The organism is Thauera sp. ZXT1-4, assembly GCF_052598215.2.
In genome coordinates this window covers 1-18,472 of sequence record NZ_JBQWSN020000001.1, presented here as the reverse complement: position 1 = coordinate 18,472, position 18,472 = coordinate 1, and the positions used below count along the sequence as shown (strand labels likewise).

Here is an 18,472-nt window from a genome sequence, read left to right as displayed (position 1 = left end):
CTGCATGAGCCGTCTTGTCCGGGAATCTGACAGCACCTATGCTGTCAACGTCGTGCCAGTCGTCATCGACACGAATGTCTTCGTCGCGGCTTTGCGCTCAGCGGGAGGTGCGTCGCGACAGGTGCTGCGCCGCGCGTTGTCAGGAAATTTCCAGGCATTGTTCGGGAACGCACTCTGGCTGGAATACAACGATCTGCTCGGTCGGCCGGTGTGGGGCGATGCAACGAGCCTGGCTGAGCGAGAACAGGTGCTGGCGGCGCTTGCACACCGAGGGCGATGGGTTTCGGTCTATTTCGGCTGGCGCCCGAATCTTCCTGACGAGGGCGACAACCATCTTTTCGAACTGGCGCTTGCCGGGAATGCAGCTGCAATCATCACCCATAACGTCCGGGATGTCGGGCGGGGTGAGCTGAAGCTCGGTGCCCTGCGCGTGATGACGCCTGCTGAAGCATTGAAGGAGTGGCCATGAGCACTTTGACGATTCGATTGCCCGACGACACTGCCGCCAGGCTAAAGGCCCTGGCACACAGCCGCGGACAGAGCATGAACAAGCTGATCGAAGAACTCAGCGCGCAGGCGCTTGCCGCGTGGGATACGGAGAATCACTTTCGTGCCCTTGCGGCCACGGGCGACGTTCGAGCCGCGCTCGCGGTTCTGGACCGGCTCGATGCTGCGGATCGCGATTAGAGGCGGGAGCACGGAGAAACGCGGAAATACACCGATTACGAAAAACCATCGATCACCCGGAAGGCGATCGGGTGAGAGGGGGTGTTGAAATGTGGTCTTTGCTGATAACGATATTCGTTGCGGGTGTCGTCGCCCCGATCGCCGGGATCATGGTGCTCTCGTTTTTCGGAAAGCTCGGATGGCCCTTATTGGGCGTGATTGCCGCTGTATGCGTAGGCTTGGGCATCATCAACGATCGAATCAAGAAGCTGTGACCTTGCCGATTGCGGGCGCTGTCCGCCCAGGCCGACAGTGACGAAAAACGGAAAAACGGGGACGCGGAAAAACGGGGACGTACCCCCGGAAAACGGGGACGTACACCAGTTGCGCCCCTCACGCCCCCCGCCGGCGTGCAGGCCGTGCTCGAAGCGTTGGAGGAGCTGGGCATGGTGGCGCGCGAGGACGGCGCGTATCGGCTGCAAGGGTGACGTCGCTTCTTGAAGTGCTTAAGTGCATCTACAAAAAACTTGCATTCAACAATTAACGCATCTACATTAAACGCATCAACATGCGGCTGATCTGGGACGAGGCAAAGCGCCGGGCCAATCTGCCAAACATGGACTGGATTTTTCTGCGGCAGGCGAGGTGCTCGATTCCCGCTATCGGCTGGATATTCCAGTTCGACGCGCAGGCGAACGCCGCATGATGTCCATTTCTTACGCACTAGGCTTTCTGGCGGTACTGACGGTGGTGCATACCGGGCGCGAGGGTGCAGCACGCGTGATCAGCTTTCGCAGGGCAAGTCGGGAAGAACGCGAGGTATACGATGAGTGGCTCGAAAACGAATGCGATGAAGCGTAAGGCCGTACTGGAGGCGGTACGCGCCATACCGCCGGCGCAGGATTTTGTGTGGGACGGTTCGGATGAGGATGACCGCCCCGCGACCGCTGCCGAGCTGGCCGCAGGCATCGAGGCGACCCGGCGCAAACGGGGACGCCCAGCGGGTTCAGGCACCAAGGAACAGGTCGCGATCCGCATCGATCACGACATCCTCGAGGCCTTCCGCGCGGGTGGGCCGGGATGGCAGACGCGAATGAATGACGCGCTGCGCGAATGGGTCAAAACACGCCTTTAGTCTTTATCTTCCGACGAAAAACTGGGACATCCCCAGTTGCGCCCGTGCACGCCTGCGGGCACATCGGGCGGCTACCAGAAACGGAAGGAAGCCGTAGGCTGGCCGCGCAAAAAGCCGGGCCTGGACTCGAAGGACTTCACAAAGCTGTATAAAATATCAGTCCACCTCAGGAAGACTGAAGATGACTCACGATCAGATGACCCTGTTCGCGGCCCCGGCCGCGCACGCCGAGTCGCCGCTCGCGCGTCGCAAGCCCGCCCGCAGACCGGCCCGCGCACGCGTGTCCGCCACGGACGAAGGCGCCATGCTGCTGGCTTTACCCTTGCCGCCCCCCATGATCGAGCCGATCGGCGCCGACGCGGACAGGGCTGCCGCAGCGGTCTGTTTCGCCCCTCTGCCCCTGAACATTCCCGTTTGCCCGCCCTCAACGCCCCCTCTCGAAGCCACCTCACCCATGCCCGAAGCCACCGACTCCCAGCCCCCCACCCACTCCCAGCCCCCCACCCACTCCCAGCCCGCAACTCCCGCCATCGACGATGCCCCCGCCACCCGCACCGACCGCCTGTGGCAACTGGACGGTTGGACAGCGCGCGTGATCAAGAACCAGGAAGACGACGGTTGGGCGGTGGAAATGCTCAAGGATGGCGAGGCCGAGCCCGCGCTGGTCGGGCCGTGGACCATGGGCCGCGACAAAAAGAACCCCAAACCGCTCGACCAGGCTGCCTTCAACACCTTGGTCAAGACCGCGACCGAGGTGCTGCAGCGCCACGCACAGCAGGCACACGCGATGCTGCACAAGTCGCTCACCGTGTTCGCGCTGGATGCGCAGTGGGAGGTCCGCCTCGACATCACGCCCGACGAATACGAGCCCTTTGCAATCCTGAGTGCACTCGACGAGGCCGGCGAAGAGGTCGCGCAGGTGCGCGTGGCGCCCGACTTCCGCCTCAACACCGCGAGCGCGACGGCCTGGATCGTCAGCGGCTTCGCGCGCCCCGGGGGCAAGGCAGCGTTCGATTATTGAGGCAGGCGGACCCGAGTCGCCGCGCAGGCAGGACAACCGCGCGCCCATCTTCGGCCCGTGCATCACGGCCGCAACACGCGTCGCCGCTCGGTCACGGCCAGCGCTTGGCCTTAGAATGGTGGCTCGCATCCAGCCCTGTCCAAGCATGTCGCCCAACGCCGAACCCAGCACCGCCACCCTGCTCGTTGTCGACGACGACCTGGTCACCCAGGCCCGGCTCGATGCCTACTTCTCGCAGGAAGGCTATCGGGTGCTGCTGGCCGGCGATGGCGAGGCGTTCTGGCGCGCATTCGAGCGCAGCGGCGCCGACCTCGTGCTGCTCGACATCAACCTGCCCGGGCAGGACGGTCTGTCACTGGCGCGCGAGTTGCGGGCCCGGGCGCCGGGCATCGGCATCATCCTGCTCACCAGCCGCAGCGACGACATCGACAAGATCGTAGGTCTGGAGGTGGGTGCAGACGACTACGTCACCAAGCCGTTCAACCCGCGCGAGTTGCTGGCGCGGGTCAAGAGCCTGCTGCGCCGCACGACCGGTGCGCGCCAGACCGACGCCGGCGAAGTCTTCCATTTCGCCGGCTGGGCCCTGGACCTGCCGCGCCGCCGCCTGAGCGACCCGCACGGCGCCGACGTGGCCCTTACGCGTGGCGAGTTCGAGCTGCTGGCACTGCTGGTGCGCAACCCGGGCGAGGTCCTCAACCGCGACCGCCTGTCACGCGCCGTCAGCGGCCACGACTGGTCGCCGCAGGACCGCACAGTGGACGTGCTGGTGCGCCGCCTGCGCGCCAAACTCGACGCCGCCGAGCGCACAGAGTCGCTGATCACCACCGTGCGCAGCGAAGGCTACCGGCTGGCGGTCGACACCGAGTCTGCACGCAGCAGCGCGTCCGTCCCGGATTCAGGGCGCGACTGAGCCGGCGCGCCACGCATCCAGCGACCGCAGCGACTGCGCGTACGCATCGGCCAGCGCCCTCGCGCGCGCGTCCAGTTCGCCTGCCGCGGCAATCGTGGCGATCTCCTGCTCGAGCTGCGCGGCCGCCTCGCCCAGGCGCCTGAGCCCGACGTTGGAGGCCGCGCCCCGCAGCTTGTGCGCCAGCAGCCTGCACTGCTCCGCATCACCGGCCACGGCGGCGGCGCGCAGCGCCTGCACAAGCCCATCCCCCTGGCTGCGAAACACCGCGAGGATGCGGTCGAGCACCTCAGGCCCAAGCGCCACCGCCTCGCCGCGCAGAAAGTCGACATCGACCCACGGGGTGATACCACCCGCCCCTTGCGCCCCTTCCGCGACCGCCTCCTCGTCCGCCTCCCCGTCCGCCTCCTTGCCCGCGCCCAGCCGTTGAGCCTCTTGCGCGGCACCGTCATGCACCTCGGCTGCCCCGCCCTCGATCGCCCCCCCAATCAACCCCGCCAGCACGGCGCACAGGCGCTCGCGCGTGAAGGGCTTGGACAGGAAAGCGCCAAATCCGGCCGCGAGCAGACCATCCACCTCGGCCCGGGGCAGATGCGCGGACATCAGCACCGCCGGCGTCTGCGCATGCTCGGGCAGCGCGCGCAGGCGGGCCAGCATCTCACGACCGTCGCCATCGGGCAGGTTCATATCGATGAGCGCCGCATCAAACGCCCGCCCGGCCAGTGCCCGCAGCGCCGACTGGATGTCCGGCGCGCAGACCGGCCGCTGCCCCAGCCCCTGCAGGAAGCGCTCCACCACCATGCGGTTGACCTCGTCGTCCTCCACCACCAGCACCCCGTGCCCGGGGGCGAGCGCAGCCGCCACCGCAGCGGCCTCGGCGGTCCTGGTGGCCGCGGCCCGGGACGCCACTGCGGCCACCCCGACCGGCGACGCGAGCGGCAACGCAAAGCGCACCGTCGTCCCCTGCCCCGGCGCGCTCACCAGCGTGATCTCGCCGCCCATCGCCCGCACCAGACGCCGGCACACCGCCAACCCCAGCCCGGTGCCCGCGTGGTGGCGGCCGTGGTCGCGCACCTGTACGAAGGGCTCGAACACTTCCGCCTGCCGTGCAGGGTCGATACCGATACCGTGATCCTCGACCTCGAAGCGCACGCGCCCGTCCTCCGTGCCGGAACGGACGCGGACGGTCACCGCCCCCTCGTCGCTGAACTTGATCGCATTCCCCACCAGGTTGAGCAGGATCTGGCTCAGCTTGCGCCGATCGCCCAGCACCTGCTCCGGCAGCGCCGGGTCGATGTCTGCCACCAGCGCCAACCCGCGCGCCGATGCGCGCGTGCCCTGCACCGCGAACACATCATTGACCGCATCGCGCAGGCTGAAGGCGAGCGTATCCAGATGCACGCCGCCGGCCTCGATGCGGGCGAAGTCGAGCATGTCCTCGAGCAGTTCGAGCAGCAGCGTGGCCGCGGCGCGCATCTGCGCCAGATACTGCGCGCGCTCGGCGGGCGCAGGCGCGCCCTCGAGCAGCTCGATCAGGCCGAGGATGCCCGCCATCGGCGTGCGCAGCTCGTGGCTCACCGTGCCCAGGAAGGCGGTCTTGGCGTGGTCGGCCTTCTCGGCGGCGACGCGCGCGCTGGCGTGCTCGGCCATCTCGTGGGCGAGCGCGCTGTTGGCCGCGCGCAGCTCGGCGGTACGGGCCAGCACCTGGTCCTCGAGTTCCTGCTGGTGCTGGCGCAGCGCCGCTGCGAGGCGGTCGCGCTCGATGGCGTCGTTGCGGAAGCGCTCGAGCGCCCGCGACAGCGAGGCCAGCGCATCGTCGCCGGCCGTGTCGATGTTCACGTCGCGCTGCCCGGCCGCCAGCGCCAGAGTGGCACGCTCGAGCGCGAGCAGCCGGCCCAAGGTGTGCCGGCGCAGCACCTGCACGCCCACACCGGCCGTGACCAACAACAGCACCGCCGCGATGATGCCGAAGGCGATCAGCCCCGAGGTGGCACTGGCCTCCGCTGCCGTGCCCGCCGCCGCGAGGATGCGGCCGCCGCGGTGAATCAGCTCGCCCGCGAGCGCATCGAGCGCAGTGGTGAGGATGCCCACCTCGTTCTGCAAGCCCTCGCTGCGCGCACGCAGGTCGATCTCGCGGCTGCGCAGCGCAAATGCACCCTCGTTGGCCAGCGCAGCGGCGAGCACGCCGTGAAGGCGCTCGCCCTGCGCGCGCACCACCGGGTCGGGGATGTCGCGCAGGCGGCGCTCGAGCACGACCAGCTCGCGGTCGAACTCGGCACGCGCGGCGGCGAGGCGCTCGGGCGAGTCGACCTCGTCGAGCCGCTCGCTCAGGAAGGCGAGCGCATGCACGGTGAGCGCGAGCTCGTGCATGCGCTCGAGCGTGTCGAGATCGAGGTCGAGCAGGCGGTCACGCGCCGCGGCGCGGTCCCGCGGTGCGAGGGCGCCGGCCGCGTCGTGGGCCTCGGACTGGAACAGGCCGGTGAGCGTCGTCACCAGCAGCGCAGTGGCGTTCTCCGTATGCATGCGCGCGAGCTCGTCGAGCCCGTCGATGGCCTCGCGCAGGCTGCCGGCTACGCGCTCGCGCGCCGAGCGCAGCGCGAGCCGTGCGCCGATGGTGTCACCCATCGCATCGAGCCGCACCGAGAGGGCCTCGCCGGTGGCCTGCAGGCGCGCGCGCAGTTCGGGCTCGACATGGGGCGACTCGAGCGCGGCGAGGCGTTCGCGGATGCGCCCCGATTCGTTCTCGAGCACCGCGCGCAGCTCCTGCAGCTCGGCGATCGAATCCACCCGCGCCAGCCGCGGCGCCAGCGCGGCCAGGCGGGCGTTGCCGCGCACCACCTCGTGCAGCGCATCGGCCGCGGGCAAGGTCTCGCGCACGATGGCCTGCTGGCTGCCCACCACGCGCTGGAAGCTGAACCAGCCGACCACCGCGACCAGCACCGTAGCCAGCGCGCCGAGGAACAGTGCCAGCATCAGGCGTTCGCGCAGGCCGAAGCGGCGCGGGGCGGGTTTCACGTAAGATTGGGCGCTCATGGTTCATGGGCGGCAGGCCATCCGGCCCGGCACACCGCAGACAGGGGAAACATGGCTTCATCTTACCGGCGGCGCGGCGCGAACACCGCACGTCTGATCATGCGCACGCTGCTCGCCGCACTCGCCCTCGGCGCCTCGACCACGCATGCTGCCGACGCCGGCCCGCCCTGGCCGGTGGTCCGCTGGCACGGCGACGCCCCGGCCGCGGAGACTCCCGGGCGCGCTGCCCCGGCCCTGCCCGCCATCGCCCCCTCGCAGCCCTGGCAGCTGTGCGCCGTCTATCCGCACCTCAAGGACAGCTACTGGCTGGCGGTCAATTTCGGCATGGTGGAAGAGGCGCGCGCGCTCGGCGTCGGCCTGCGTGTGCTTGAGGCCGGCGGCTACGAGAACCTCGCCCGCCAGCGCGAACGCGTCTCGAGCTGCACCACCGACGCCGGCATCGACGCCCTGCTCGTGGGCACGGTCAGTTTCGCCGGGCTCAACGATCTGCTCGCGCCCTACCTCGCCCTTCACCCGGTGATCGGCGCGGTCAACGACATCGACACCGCCGTGGTGAGCGGCAAGGTCGGCGTGCCCTGGTACCAGCTCGGCTGGAAGATCAGCCGCTGGCTGGCCGAGCGCCACCCCGCCGGCGGCGTGCCGGCGAGCATCGCCTGGCTGCCCGGGCCGCAGGACGCGGACTGGGTAGGCCTCCTGGACCGCGGTTTCCGCGCCGGGCTGGCCGGCAGCGCGGTGCGCATCGCCACCGTGCGGCACGGCGACACCGGCCGCTCGATCCAGCGCCAGCTCGTCGAGGAAGTGCTCGACACCCATCCGGCGCTCGACTACCTGGTGGGCAACGCGCCCATGGCCGAGGCGGCGATCGCCGAGTTGCGCCGCCGCCAGCTCTCGGACCGCCTGGGCATCGTCGCCTCCTACGTCACCCCCGGCGTCTATAGCGGCATGCTGCGCGGCCGCATCCTCGCCTCGGTGACGGACTTTCCGGTGCTGCAGGGGCGCATGGCGGTGCGCCAGGGCGTGCGTGCGCTCGAAGGCATCGCCATCGAGGCACACCTCGGCCCCAGCGTCGAACTGGTCGAGCCGGCCACGCTCGGCCGCTACCCGATGGAATGGATGCTACCGCCGGCCGGCTTCGTGCCCGCCTACGAGGTAGCGCCGGTGAAGGCTACGGAATGAGGCGCGCGTAGCGTGATATCCGGGGTGCCCCGTCGCAGCCTTCCGCGCTAATCTGCTCCACTTGCGCTCGAGCGCCCCATTCGCTTCACTCGCTCCATCCGCACCCTTCCCATCCATGGCCTCGCTCCCGACCGAAGACTCCACCGCCCAACCGGCCGCCCAGCTCGAAGCCGGAACGCCCGAGTACACGCGCGCCAACCTGGCGATGTTCCTGGGCGGCTTCGCCACCTTCGCCATGGTCTACAGTACGCAGCCACTGCTGCCGCTGCTGGCAAACGATTTCGGCGTGAGCGCGGCGAGCGCGAGTCTGACCGTTTCGGCCACCGCCGCGGGCCTGGCACTGATGCTGATCCCGGGCAGCGTGCTCGCCGACCGCATCGGGCGCCAGCAGGTGATGAAGATCTCGCTTGCCATTGCCGCGGTGCTGGCGCTGGCGACCGCGGTGGTGCCCGATTTCACCGCCCTGCTCGTGCTGCGCGCGCTGCTCGGCGCAGTGCTGGCCGGGCTGCCGGCTGCGGCCATGGCCTATATCGGCGAAGAGGTCGCGGTGAGCGCGCAGGCGCGCGCGATGGGGCTCTACATCGCCGGCAATGCGCTCGGCGGCATGAGCGGGCGCTTCGTGTCGGCGCTGCTCACCGACTGGAGCTCGTGGCGCTGGGCGCTGGGGGTGATCGGCGTGCTGGGGCTGGTGTCGGCAATCGTGTTCTGGCGGCGCCTGCCGGCATCGCGCCATTTCACGCCACGCGCGGCCACGCCGGCACGCATCTTCCGCGACACCGTGGCCATCTACCGAGACCCCGGCCTGCCGTTGCTGTTCCTGGTCGCCTTCCTCGCCATGGGCGCCTTCGTCGGGCTGTACAACTTCCTCGGCTTCCGGCTGCAGGCCGCGCCCTACGCGCTGGGCCAGACCGCGATCGGCGCGATCTTCCTGCTCTATCTGGTGGGCACCTGGGCCTCGGCACTGAGCGGCCGGCTGGCTGAGCGTCAGGGGCGACGCAAGGTCCTGTGGATGATGGTGACGGTGATGGGCGCCGGCCTGGCGCTCACCCTCGCCGCGCCGCTGTGGGTGATCATCGCGGGGGTGGGGGTGTTCACCTTCGGCTTCTTCGCCGCGCATGCGCTGGCGAGCGGCTGGGTGGGACGCCGCGCGGGCGAGCGCCGCGCACTGGCTTCGGCGCTGTATCTGACGAGCTATTATTTCGGTGCCTCGGTCATCGGCACCGTGGCGGGGACGGCCTGGGCGGCGTGGCACTGGCCGGGGCTGGCTGCGCTGCTGGGCGCCTGCCTGCTTGCCACCCTGATCGCTGCGCTGCTGCTGCGCCGCCTGCCACCGCCCGCCGACACCCCACGCTGAACGACGGACATGGGGCCCGGCAGTGAGGGCCAGGCATGCGTGCCCGCGCACGGAACCCAGCGGCGAGGTCCGCAGCGGAAGGCGCCCCGCCCGGGGCCAGAGTGATCGCGCTTACTTGAGGTTGCCCGACAGGAACTGGCGCAGGCGCTCGCTCTTCGGGTTGGCGAACACCGCGGCCGGCACGCCGCTTTCTTCGGCCAGCCCCTGGTGCAGGAACATCACCTTGTTCGACACTTCGCGCGCGAAACCCATCTCGTGCGTCACCACCACCATGGTGCGCCCTTCCTCGGCCAGGCCCCGCATCACCTTGAGCACCTCGCCCACCAGTTCGGGGTCGAGCGCCGAGGTGGGCTCGTCGAACAGCAGCACCGCGGGCTCCATCGCCAGCGCACGTGCGATCGCCACGCGCTGCTGCTGGCCGCCGGACATGTGCGCCGGGTAGCTGTCCTTGAAGCGGCTGATGCCGACCTTGTCGAGGTAGGCCATCGCGCGCTCGAGCGCTTCCTTGCGCGACAGGCCGAGCACGTGGATGGGCGCCTCGATCACGTTCTCGAGCACGGTCATGTGCGCCCACAGGTTGAAGTGCTGGAACACCATCGCCAGCCGCGTGCGCAGGCGCTGCAGCTGTTTGGCATCGGCCACCTTGAGGTGACCGTCCTTGCCGCGCACGAGGCGGATCTCCTCGCCCGACACGGTGATGCGCCCGGCGTCGGGCTGCTCGAGAAAGTTGATGCAGCGCAGGAAGGTACTCTTGCCCGAGCCGGACGAGCCGATGATGGAAATGACGTCGCCGGCCTCCGCCGACAGCGAGACGCCCTTGAGCACCTCGTGGTCGCCATAGCGCTTGTGCAGGTCTTCGACGATAAGCTGGGTCATGAAAGATTCCTGGATGCGGGCTCAGGCCGGTTTGGCGGCGGGCTTGCGGGGCTGCAGGTGGGCCAGCCAACGACGCTCGGCAAGACGGAACAGGCCAACGAGCGCGAAGGTGATGCACAGGTAGATCAGGCCCGCGAACACGAAGGCTTCAAATGGCGCGAAATACTGCGAATAGGCATTGCGCGCCGCGCCGGTGAGATCGATGAGCGTGACCGTGGAGGCGATCGCCGTGCCGTGCAGCATGAAGATGACCTCATTGCTGTAGGCCGGCATGGCGCGTCGCAGCGCCCCCGGCAGCAGGATACGGCGCAGCATGGTGAAGCGCGTCATGCCGCAGGCGCGCGCCGCCTCCACTTCGCCATGCGGCACCGAACGCAGTGCCCCGGCGATGATCTCGGTGGTGTAGGCGCCGGTGTTGAGCGCGAAGGTCACCAGTGCACAACCGTAGGGGTCACGGAACACAAGCCAGAAGGCATTCCCAACGTCCCACTGCTCACGCACGTATTCGAACTGGCCAAGGCCGTAGTACATCAGCAGCAACTGCACCAGCATGGGGGTGCCGCGGAAGAAATAGCTGTACGCCCATACCGGCCCCGACACCCAGCGCGAGGGCGACACGCGCGCCACCGCAAGCGGGATCGCCAGTAACAGGCCGGCGACGAGCGCCACCACGGTGAGCTTCATCGTCACCCACAGGCCGGCCATGTACGCGGGCCAGCTCTCGCTGAACAGGCTCCACTCGATCATGCCGCGGCCCTCCGCACACCCACCGAATAGCGCTGCTCCAGCCAGCGGAACAACAGCCCGGACACGGCCGTCATGGCGAGGTAGAACACGCACACCACCATGTAGAACAGGAAGGGCTCATGCGTGCTGCGCCCGGCCTGGTCCGCCAGCCAGGTGATGTCGGACAGGCCGATGATGGACACCAGCGCGGTGCTCTTCTGCATCACCTGCCAGTTGTTGCCCAGGCCCGGCAGCGCGTGGCGCAGCATCTGCGGAAACAGGATGCGCCGGAACACCTGCCAGCGGCTCATGCCGTAGGCACGCCCGGCTTCCAGCTGGCCCGCCGGCACCGCCATGAACGCACCGCGGAAGGTTTCGGTGAAATACGCGCCGAAGATGAAGCCCAGTGTGAGGATGCCAGCGACGAAGGGGTTCACGTCCATATAACCCAGGCCCAGCGCATCGGTGACGTAGTTGATGCCGACCTGGCCGCCGTAGAAGATCAGCAGCATCATCACCAGGTCCGGGATGCCGCGCACGATCGTCGTGTAGGCTGCAGCCGGCAGGCGCAGCAAGGGGTGCGGTGACAGGCGCGACGAAGCGCCCGCGAGGCCGAGCGCGAGCGCGAGCAGCAGCGAGAACACCGCCACACGCAGCGTCACCCAGGCACCGTCGAAAAGGGATGGAAGATAGCCGTAGAGCATCGGAGTGGCCCGCAGCGCGGGGGCAACGTGCCCTGCGCTGCGAACGGCAATGTGAAGGCGGCCCGCAGGCCGCCGTTGCTGGGGGGAAACCGGTGGCGGCACAGGCGGCCGCCGGCCGCTTACTCGCCGTAAATGTCGTAGTCGAAGTACTTCGCGCGGATCTCGTCGTACTTGCCGCTGGCGCGGATGGCGGCGAGCGCTTCATTCAGCTTCTGCTTGAGTTCGCCGTCCTGCTTGCGCACGGCGATGCCCACGCCCTCGCCGATCACCGCCTTTTCGTCGGCGTTCTTGCCGTAGTACAGGCCACCGACGAAGGCGTAACCGGCACCCGCATCGGTCTTGAGGAAGCCCCCATCCGCCACCAGCGCATCGGCCCAGGCAGCGTCGAGACGGCCGGCGGCGAGATCGAGATAGGCTTCTTCCTGGCGCGCATAACGCACGATGCTCACGCCTTCGCGCTCCCAGAAACGGGTCGCATGGTTGTCGGCAACGGTGCCGCGCTGCACGCCGATGCGCTTGCCCTTGAGCGCAGCGATCTCGGGCACGAGCGGGCTGCCGTTCTTCGCGACCAGTGCGAGCGGCGTGGCGTAATAGCGCTCGGTGAAGTCGACGCGCTTCTTGCGCTCTTCGGTGATCGACATGGAGGCAGAGATCGCATCGAACTTGCGGCTCATCAGCGCAGGGATCATGCCGTCCCACTCCTGCTTGACCCAGGTGCACCTGGCCTGCATCTGCTCACAGAGCGCGTTGGCGATGTCCACATCGAAACCCTGCACGTTGCCGCTGGTGTCCACCGTATTGAACGGGGGATAGGCGCCCTCGGTGGCGAAGCGGATGGTGCTCCAGTCCTTGGCGATCGCGCCCTGGGCGGCCAAGGCCAGCGCGGCAAGCATGAGTATGCGACGGATCATGTGGAACCCTTTCAATTTTGTGAATGGCGGCATTTTAACCGCTGCCGGGCGCGACGCGGCCGAATTTGCGCTGCAAAGCGCATGCTGCATCGCATCAAAGCCGTTGATTCAGCGCAGCTTTTCAGCAAGCACGTGCGCCAGCTCGGCTGCCGCGGGGGGGTGAAAGCGGAAGAACAGCTCGGGCTCGACCAGTTCCAGTTCCATCAGGCGCAGCACACCGTCGGCGCTGCGCACGAAATCCACGCGGGCGTACGCAGGCGCCACTGGGCAGGCCGCAACTGCAGCCTCCGCGAACCAGCGCTCGTCCTCCGCCGGCGCATGTGCATGCACCGTGCCGCCATGGTCGTCCTGCACGCGGAAGTCGCCCGCGCGCGGTGTCTTGCGGATCGCGTGCGTGGTGCGCCCGCCGATCACGATCACCGACACTTCGCCAGTGCTCAGGATGGCGGGCTCGAAGGCCTGCACCATCATGTTCTCGTCGGCCACGCAGCGCGCAAACACGGCCTCGTGCGCGGAAAGCGTGGCGCGGCCGACACGATGCGTCAGGCGCGCCGCACCTGACACCACCGGCTTGAAGACGACCTCGTCCCAGCCCTGCGCGTCCATGATGTCCGCGAGCGACACCACCTCGCCACGCGCCACGAAGCGCGTGGGCACGATCGAGACGCCCTTATCCTGCAGGTCCCCCAGATAGCGCTTGTCCACGTTCCAGCGGATCAGCTCCGCAGCGTTGAACAGGCGCGTCTGCCCCGCCACCCGATCGAGCCAGGACGAGAATTCGGCATAGCGGTCGAAGTAATCCCAGGTCGAGCGGAACAGCGCGCAACGGCACTGTGACCAGTCCATGTCCGGATCCGCCCAGGAGCGGCGCCCAACACGCAGCCCAAGCGCTGCAAGGGCGTCCGCCACGAGATCCTCCTCGCGCGCGATCTGCGCCTGGTACCAGTCGTTCCGGTCGGGGGTGACGTAGCGGTCCTCGGTGAGGATCGCCACGTCGATGGATGGGGCATGCATGCGCGGCCTTCGATTCAGACGAGGGCCGCGATTCTAGCAAGACTCGCGCGGGGCGGGCCTCAGGCCTGCTGGTCGGACGTCGGCAGGCGGTCGAGCACGAAGCGGTCGTAGCCCTGCAGCACCAGTTCGCGAGTCTTCATCACGTCGGCTTCGACCTGACCGTTGAACACCCCGAGCCCGTCGAGGATGTCGCGCGCCTCGCCGAAGCCCTGCTCGAAGCCACCGCGGATGACGTCGATGAAATCACGCAGCACGGTTTCCGGATCGTCGTTCGGACGCTGTCCGGCGTAGGCCTCGAAGAACGCGGTCGACATCGAGACGATGCGATCGGCGGTCGCCTCGGGCGAGTTGTCCTGCCCCATCGCATTCTGGATCGCGTCGGGCCCCAGCGTTGGCGTCAGCGCCTCGTTGATCCCCTCGATCGCCGAACGCAACAGCAGGGCCAGCGATTCGTCGCCGGAACGGATCGAAACCTCCATCGACGACTGCAGGATCTGCACGTTGAGATCCTTCTTCAACGCAGCCTCGGACATCGGCTCCTGGCGCTGCACGCGCGGCGCTTCAGCACTGTTCTGCCGGGCCGCATCGTTTGGCTGGAAGCTACCGCCTGCAAGGGCGGACGCAGCGGGCAAGATCGTGTTCATGGTCGGCTCCCGTGTGGGTACGGAATCATTATAGTCCTCCCGGAGAGGATGAAGCCGCAGGCAACGAGACCTCCTCGATCCAGGGCTCAAGGCGCCGCCCCACGGCCACCACGGCGGCGAACGGTGCGTGTGCCTCGACGCCGTCGGCGGCCTCTCCCGCCCGGACCGCCCCCACCTCGAACATGCCGCGCAAGGCATGCGGCACGTTGATACGGTGCCCGGCCAGGGTGTTCAGGTAGCCGCTGACCGCCGGCGCATTTGCAACGGTGGTGCGCTGGAGCCGAAGCCGGGCCGCGAGGATGAGGTAGCGGCTGCGGTCGGGATACTGCGCCCGCAGTGCGGCCAGATCCGTGCCGACATCGACCGCGAACAGACGGCTGTTTTCGTGCTCCTCACGCGCGAGCCGCTCCCGCGCCAGCTTCTCTGCGCGGATCCGTTGCTCGGCATCGGGGCTCGCCGCAAGCAGCGCCTGCTGCTCGGCGAGGTGGCTACGGGCCTGATCCAGCGCCTGGCGCCACGCAGCCCCCGCCAGTTCGAGTACGACCCGCACCTCGCGCTCGGACTTGCGCAGCGCCCTCTGGCTGTGTGCCCCCGCCACCTTCGCCCGCTCGACATCGAAACCCAGTTCAGCGAGGCGCCGTTCGTCCAGCCATGCCGGGCTGCCGCCGAAATGCCAGTAGGCCTCTTCGTACGGCTCCAGCCCGGCACGCGGCACGCGCCATTTCAGCGACAGCGCGAGACTGCTGTCCTCCCGGCTTGCGCGCCATTCAGGGGGCCTCGCCAGTTCCCGCTGCGAAAGCGCCACCCGGCTCTCGGGCTCGCCACTGCGGTTCCAGGCCACGCCGCCAAGCGCCACGGCATTGGCGGCGAGGATGATCGCCGCTCCCAGGGCGAAGGTAAGTGCGCGCGGGCTCATGCCGGCACCACCCGCCCGCGCAGGCGCCGGAGCACCAGCAGGACCAGGATCGCCGACAGCGCGACGACGAGAAAGAACAGCCATTTCGGCATGATCGCCCACCACCAGTCGAAGAACTTCGTGTACAGAAAGAGCACGAAGAAGACGATACCGGTGTTGACCATGTCGCTCCACCCGCGACGCGTACCGATCCAGATCGCCAGCGCGCTGACGACGAAGCCCCCCACCTGGTAAGCGCCCTCGATGAGGTCGGGATCGATCTCCAGATGGCTGCCCCGTCCCCAATGCCCCAGGATCAGCATCGGTACCAGCACACACAGCAGGCCGAACACCCGATAGATGACCTCGAAGCCGGCGAAGCGCTGGTGCGGAATGACCATCGGCACGGCCAGCAGCAGCGCGGCAACCGGAAAATAATTCTCCGGCCACTCCCCGGCCGAAAGCCAGTACATGCCACCAAGCGCCCCCACCCGCGCCGACACCCAGGCGATCACGCAGCAGACGCCCGCCGCCAGCAGCAGACGCAGGTCGTAACGATAGGCGAGCAGGAAGGCGAAGCCCGCCCAGGCCAGCAGCACCTTGTCCGTCGGCATGACGTTGAAGATCTGCCCGAGCATGTAGAGATTGAGCACGAAGCAGGCGAAGGCCACCATGGCCGCAAGCTTGGTGAAGTAGCCCGAAGCATCGCGCCCCTGTATCCACGCAGTGAGCCCCAGGCTGGCGAGGCTTGCACCGACCAGAATGGCCACCTGCGCCGTTTCGGGGAAAAATCCCCAGAACTGGTAGAAAAGGAAGAACACACTCGCCGCCAGCGCCAGCGCGCCCAGAAAGGACGCCACGCGCATGCCGAGCGAAAGCTGCCGCGCCTGCTGATCGCGGTCGATATCGAAGCTGGCCGCAAATTGCTGCAACAGCACATCGTGATGCTCGTCCACCGCCTGGCGTTGCGTGCTCGCAAGCTGCAACACCCCTTCACCTTCGAGACGCGCCAGCTCTGCACGGAAGGCATGGATGTCGTCGGCGCGGTGCTGGGCTTCGATGCGTGAGGGAAGGCACGCAGTAGTCATAACCTGAAATGCAATCCGTTAAGGCTGTTCGCCGGCGTAGACCCTGACCTGGTTCCGGCCCCCTGCCTTGGCCGCGTAGAGCGCACGATCGGCCCGCTTCAACGCCGCCTCGGCACCCGCGGAATCGAGCGCTGCAAGACCGATGCTGACCGTCACCGTCACGCGCCCCTCGCCCGTCTCCACCGAGGATTCAGCGATGCGGACCCGCAGCCGGTCGGCGAGCAGGCGAGCGCCTGCCAACTCCACGCCGACCAGCAAGGCGGAGAACTCTTCCCCACCCAGACGAGCGGCGGCATCCTGTTGGCGCAGACCATTGCGGATCAGATCGGCAACATGGCACAGCACCGTGTCCCCCGCCGTATGGCCATAGGTATCGTTCACGCGCTTGAAGTAATCGATGTCTATCATCAGCAACACCCCCTGGCGCTCGGGGTTGCTCCGCAGCACCGCGCTCGCCGCTTCGAGGCTGCTCATGAAGCTGCGCCGGTTGGGCAGCGCGGTCAGCGCATCGGTCGAGGCCAGCGTCGCCAGCGCGGTTTCGCGCTGCTTGCGGTCGGACACGTCGCGTACCAGCCAGACCCGTCCAAGCTGGCGCTGGTCACGCATGATGGGCAGCCAGTCGATCTCGAAGCAGCGACCGTCGGCATCGGTGAGTTCGACCGATCTCCGGCGCTCCCCCTCGCTGCGGGCGTCAGGCACGTTCAACCAAGCGGCCCGCTGCGGCCCGACACGTGCGCAGAGCGCCTCATGTGGCCAGCCCTGCAGCGCGGACGGATCTTCGCCGATGCCCAGCAACTCGCACATGCCTCGATTGACGATCGTCACCCTACCCTCCGAATCTTCCATCAGGACGCCCCCGGGGAAACGCTGCAGCAGGGTCGTCAGTCGCAGCCGCTCCGCTTCGAGCGCGGCCTCGACGACGTGGCGCTCGGAGATGTCGAGCAGGGTACCCGCGACCCGCAGCGGTCTGCCCGCCTCGTCGCGCGCGACCACACGCCCACGGTCGAGCACCCAGATCGTCTCGCCATCGCGGCGCCGCATCCGGTACGTCGTCTGGTACTGATGGGTCTCGCCGCGTAGGTGGGCCTGGAGCGCGTCATGCACCTGCTTGCGATCGTCGGGGTGGATGCTCGCCTCCCAGGTCGCGAAATTGGGCGCTGCCTCTCCAGGGGCGTACCCCAGCATCCTCGCCCAGCGTGCGTTGCAGCGATTCTCCCCGGTCACGCAGTTCCAGTCCCAGGTGCCGAGATCACCGCCTTCGAGGGCGAACTCGAGTCGCTCTCCTGCCTGCGCTAGCGCTGCCGTCTGGCGGCTCTTCAACAAATAGAGCCACGTGATCCATAGCGCCGCAAGCAGCAACGCCCCACTGGCGACGAGGTTGTAGAGGCTGCTGCTCTGCACGGACTCGCGCACCGTCGCCATCGCGACCGACTTGCTGAGACCGAGGCTGACCACGAGGGGCCTGTCCTGCACCCGACGCCATGCGTAGTAGCGCTCGACCCCATCGACCGGCGCCACGACGTCGTAGAAGCCGTGCGACACCAGGTGGTCATGCAGGAAGCCGCGATCGGCAGGCACGCTCTTGCCAAGCACGCCTTCCAGCAGGTGCGAACGTGCGAGATAGGCGCCATCGTCGCGCAGCAGCAGTGCGACATCGGCCGGATCGGGAAAGATGTCGCGCAGCGCGCGGGACAGATGTTCCGCCGACACGGACACGACGATCACGCCTTCAAGCCGCCCGTCACGGTGCAAGGGTCGCGAAAATTGCACGGTCCATTTGCCCGATATGCGCCCGAGCACGGGATGGCTGATGTACAAGCCCGCTTCCGCGCGGTTCAGATGCACCGCGAAGTGCGGCCGATCCGCAATCGAGACTTTCGTTGCCGCAACCGTAGCGTCCTCGGGCACCAGGCTGGAAAACAGGATCTCCCCCCGTTCGTTGGCGATCGCGACCTGGACCACAGCGCCCTCCGGCAAGGCATGCTGCGCCACACTCACCGTGCGCCGGAAAGTTCGCTCGTCCTCGGCAAGCCAGCTTTGCCCAAGCTGCAGCGTAAGGTAGTCGAGCTTTTCGACCATGGTGCTGACCTGCAGGGCAAGCGCATGCACGGTTTGCTCGGCACGCAACCTGACGTTGGCCTCGACCTGGTCGAGTTGGGACTGGTGCGTCTGATTCAGCTCGAACCAATACACGCCGAGACAGAGCAGGATCGCCACCCAGCCGGCAACCGCGCGCCACACCGCATTGCGCGGCAAGGGAGGCTCTGTGCCGTTTCCAGTGGAAATTGACTTCTCAACAAACATGACGGTAGCGCCCGTAGT

General features: G+C 67.9%; 19 protein-coding genes. 9 read left to right on the top strand and 10 right to left on the bottom strand.

From position 1 onward, the window contains the following. Positions 1 to 4: 4 nt before the first annotated feature. The 7 genes from ACUH78_RS00095 (at position 5) to ACUH78_RS00065 (ending at position 3,732) form a co-directional block, all read left to right on the top strand. A complete protein-coding gene (locus ACUH78_RS00095; protein ID WP_445332580.1) occupies positions 5 to 469 on the top strand; it encodes a putative toxin-antitoxin system toxin component, PIN family in 465 nt (154 codons plus the stop codon). Further along, entirely contained in the window at positions 466 to 687 is a 222-nt protein-coding gene (locus ACUH78_RS00090) for a ribbon-helix-helix protein, CopG family (protein WP_418363161.1), read from the top strand. Before ACUH78_RS00095 ends, ACUH78_RS00090 begins: the two co-directional genes overlap by 4 nt. A 547-nt stretch (positions 688 to 1,234) precedes the next feature. Further along, on the top strand, positions 1,235 to 1,372 hold the full coding sequence (locus tag ACUH78_RS00085) for a hypothetical protein (protein WP_445332591.1): 138 nt from the start codon (positions 1,235 to 1,237) through the stop codon (positions 1,370 to 1,372). Then, positions 1,312 to 1,527, top strand: coding sequence for a BrnT family toxin (locus tag ACUH78_RS00080; RefSeq protein ID WP_445332581.1), 216 nt, complete (start codon positions 1,312 to 1,314; stop codon positions 1,525 to 1,527). The genes ACUH78_RS00085 and ACUH78_RS00080 overlap by 61 nt, the downstream gene beginning before the upstream one ends. Continuing rightward, entirely contained in the window at positions 1,517 to 1,801 is a 285-nt protein-coding gene (locus ACUH78_RS00075) for a BrnA antitoxin family protein (protein WP_418363163.1), read from the top strand. Before ACUH78_RS00080 ends, ACUH78_RS00075 begins: the two co-directional genes overlap by 11 nt. A gap of 181 nt (positions 1,802 to 1,982) precedes the next feature. Then, the gene (locus ACUH78_RS00070; RefSeq protein WP_445332582.1) at positions 1,983 to 2,822 is read left to right on the top strand and encodes a hypothetical protein; all 840 of its coding nucleotides are present in this window, start codon (positions 1,983 to 1,985) and stop codon (positions 2,820 to 2,822) included. Positions 2,823 to 2,967: 145 nt separating this feature from the next. Further along, positions 2,968 to 3,732, top strand: coding sequence for a response regulator (locus ACUH78_RS00065; protein ID WP_418363165.1), 765 nt, complete (start codon positions 2,968 to 2,970; stop codon positions 3,730 to 3,732). Here ACUH78_RS00065 and ACUH78_RS00060 read toward each other — a convergent pair. After that, on the bottom strand, positions 3,718 to 6,762 hold the full coding sequence (locus ACUH78_RS00060; RefSeq protein ID WP_445332583.1) for an ATP-binding protein: 3,045 nt from the start codon (positions 6,760 to 6,762) through the stop codon (positions 3,718 to 3,720). The two genes, ACUH78_RS00065 and ACUH78_RS00060, sit on opposite strands and share 15 nt — an antisense overlap. Positions 6,763 to 6,813: 51 nt before the next feature. On the opposite strand from ACUH78_RS00060, the gene torT reads away from it, so the two are divergent. Both torT and ACUH78_RS00050 read left to right on the top strand, forming a co-directional pair. Next, positions 6,814 to 7,938 (top strand): TMAO reductase system periplasmic protein TorT, encoded by a 1,125-nt coding sequence (gene torT, locus ACUH78_RS00055; RefSeq protein ID WP_418363167.1) that lies wholly within the window; start codon positions 6,814 to 6,816, stop codon positions 7,936 to 7,938. Between the two features lie 205 nt (positions 7,939 to 8,143). Next, a complete protein-coding gene (locus tag ACUH78_RS00050; protein ID WP_418363356.1) occupies positions 8,144 to 9,292 on the top strand; it encodes an MFS transporter in 1,149 nt (382 codons plus the stop codon). A gap of 111 nt (positions 9,293 to 9,403) precedes the next feature. Here the strand turns inward: ACUH78_RS00050 and ACUH78_RS00045 are convergent, their stop codons facing one another. From ACUH78_RS00045 to ACUH78_RS00005, 9 genes are all read right to left on the bottom strand, one after another. Then, a complete protein-coding gene (locus tag ACUH78_RS00045) occupies positions 9,404 to 10,168 on the bottom strand; it encodes an ABC transporter ATP-binding protein (RefSeq protein WP_418363168.1) in 765 nt (254 codons plus the stop codon). Between the two features lie 21 nt (positions 10,169 to 10,189). Then, complete coding sequence (locus ACUH78_RS00040) at positions 10,190 to 10,915, bottom strand: ABC transporter permease (protein WP_418363169.1); 726 nt, start codon at positions 10,913 to 10,915, stop codon at positions 10,190 to 10,192. Then, a complete protein-coding gene (locus ACUH78_RS00035) occupies positions 10,912 to 11,598 on the bottom strand; it encodes an ABC transporter permease (RefSeq protein ID WP_418363170.1) in 687 nt (228 codons plus the stop codon). The genes ACUH78_RS00040 and ACUH78_RS00035 overlap by 4 nt, the downstream gene beginning before the upstream one ends. A gap of 119 nt (positions 11,599 to 11,717) precedes the next feature. Then, complete coding sequence (gene aotJ / locus ACUH78_RS00030) at positions 11,718 to 12,509, bottom strand: L-arginine-binding protein AotJ (protein WP_418363171.1); 792 nt, start codon at positions 12,507 to 12,509, stop codon at positions 11,718 to 11,720. Between the two features lie 108 nt (positions 12,510 to 12,617). After that, a complete protein-coding gene (locus ACUH78_RS00025) occupies positions 12,618 to 13,523 on the bottom strand; it encodes an ATP-grasp domain-containing protein (protein ID WP_418363172.1) in 906 nt (301 codons plus the stop codon). 59 nt (positions 13,524 to 13,582) lie between these two features. Continuing rightward, positions 13,583 to 14,167 carry a DUF5610 domain-containing protein gene (locus ACUH78_RS00020; RefSeq protein WP_418363173.1) on the bottom strand — a complete coding sequence of 195 codons (585 nt, stop codon included), beginning with the start codon at positions 14,165 to 14,167 and terminating at the stop codon, positions 13,583 to 13,585. A gap of 28 nt (positions 14,168 to 14,195) precedes the next feature. Beyond that, positions 14,196 to 15,083, bottom strand: a complete 888-nt coding sequence (locus tag ACUH78_RS00015) for a DUF4824 family protein (RefSeq protein WP_418363174.1) — start codon at positions 15,081 to 15,083, stop codon at positions 14,196 to 14,198. Beyond that, a complete protein-coding gene (locus tag ACUH78_RS00010; protein ID WP_445332584.1) occupies positions 15,080 to 16,150 on the bottom strand; it encodes a DUF2157 domain-containing protein in 1,071 nt (356 codons plus the stop codon). Before ACUH78_RS00010 ends, ACUH78_RS00015 begins: the two co-directional genes overlap by 4 nt. Before the next feature lie 18 nt (positions 16,151 to 16,168). Next, the coding region (locus ACUH78_RS00005; RefSeq protein ID WP_445332585.1) for a diguanylate cyclase at positions 16,169 to 18,472 on the bottom strand (2,304 nt) is incomplete at its 5' end.

What these genes read in the sequence shown, in the direction of transcription:
- ACUH78_RS00045 (WP_418363168.1), bottom strand. Translation starts at nt 10,168, where the DNA reads ATGACCCAGCTTATCGTCGAAGACCTGCACAAGCGCTATGGCGACCAC.
- ACUH78_RS00085 (WP_445332591.1), top strand. Translation starts at nt 1,235, where the DNA reads ATGCGGCTGATCTGGGACGAGGCAAAGCGCCGGGCCAATCTGCCAAAC.
- ACUH78_RS00015 (WP_418363174.1), bottom strand. Translation starts at nt 15,083, where the DNA reads ATGAGCCCGCGCGCACTTACCTTCGCCCTGGGAGCGGCGATCATCCTC.
- aotJ (WP_418363171.1), bottom strand. Translation starts at nt 12,509, where the DNA reads ATGATCCGTCGCATACTCATGCTTGCCGCGCTGGCCTTGGCCGCCCAG.
- ACUH78_RS00075 (WP_418363163.1), top strand. Translation starts at nt 1,517, where the DNA reads ATGAAGCGTAAGGCCGTACTGGAGGCGGTACGCGCCATACCGCCGGCG.
- ACUH78_RS00020 (WP_418363173.1), bottom strand. Translation starts at nt 14,167, where the DNA reads ATGAACACGATCTTGCCCGCTGCGTCCGCCCTTGCAGGCGGTAGCTTC.
- ACUH78_RS00065 (WP_418363165.1), top strand. Translation starts at nt 2,968, where the DNA reads ATGTCGCCCAACGCCGAACCCAGCACCGCCACCCTGCTCGTTGTCGAC.
- ACUH78_RS00035 (WP_418363170.1), bottom strand. Translation starts at nt 11,598, where the DNA reads ATGCTCTACGGCTATCTTCCATCCCTTTTCGACGGTGCCTGGGTGACG.
- torT (WP_418363167.1), top strand. Translation starts at nt 6,814, where the DNA reads ATGGCTTCATCTTACCGGCGGCGCGGCGCGAACACCGCACGTCTGATC.
- ACUH78_RS00050 (WP_418363356.1), top strand. Translation starts at nt 8,144, where the DNA reads ATGTTCCTGGGCGGCTTCGCCACCTTCGCCATGGTCTACAGTACGCAG.
- ACUH78_RS00025 (WP_418363172.1), bottom strand. Translation starts at nt 13,523, where the DNA reads ATGCATGCCCCATCCATCGACGTGGCGATCCTCACCGAGGACCGCTAC.
- ACUH78_RS00095 (WP_445332580.1), top strand. Translation starts at nt 5, where the DNA reads ATGAGCCGTCTTGTCCGGGAATCTGACAGCACCTATGCTGTCAACGTC.
- ACUH78_RS00010 (WP_445332584.1), bottom strand. Translation starts at nt 16,150, where the DNA reads ATGACTACTGCGTGCCTTCCCTCACGCATCGAAGCCCAGCACCGCGCC.
- ACUH78_RS00040 (WP_418363169.1), bottom strand. Translation starts at nt 10,915, where the DNA reads ATGATCGAGTGGAGCCTGTTCAGCGAGAGCTGGCCCGCGTACATGGCC.
- ACUH78_RS00060 (WP_445332583.1), bottom strand. Translation starts at nt 6,762, where the DNA reads ATGAGCGCCCAATCTTACGTGAAACCCGCCCCGCGCCGCTTCGGCCTG.
- ACUH78_RS00090 (WP_418363161.1), top strand. Translation starts at nt 466, where the DNA reads ATGAGCACTTTGACGATTCGATTGCCCGACGACACTGCCGCCAGGCTA.
- ACUH78_RS00070 (WP_445332582.1), top strand. Translation starts at nt 1,983, where the DNA reads ATGACTCACGATCAGATGACCCTGTTCGCGGCCCCGGCCGCGCACGCC.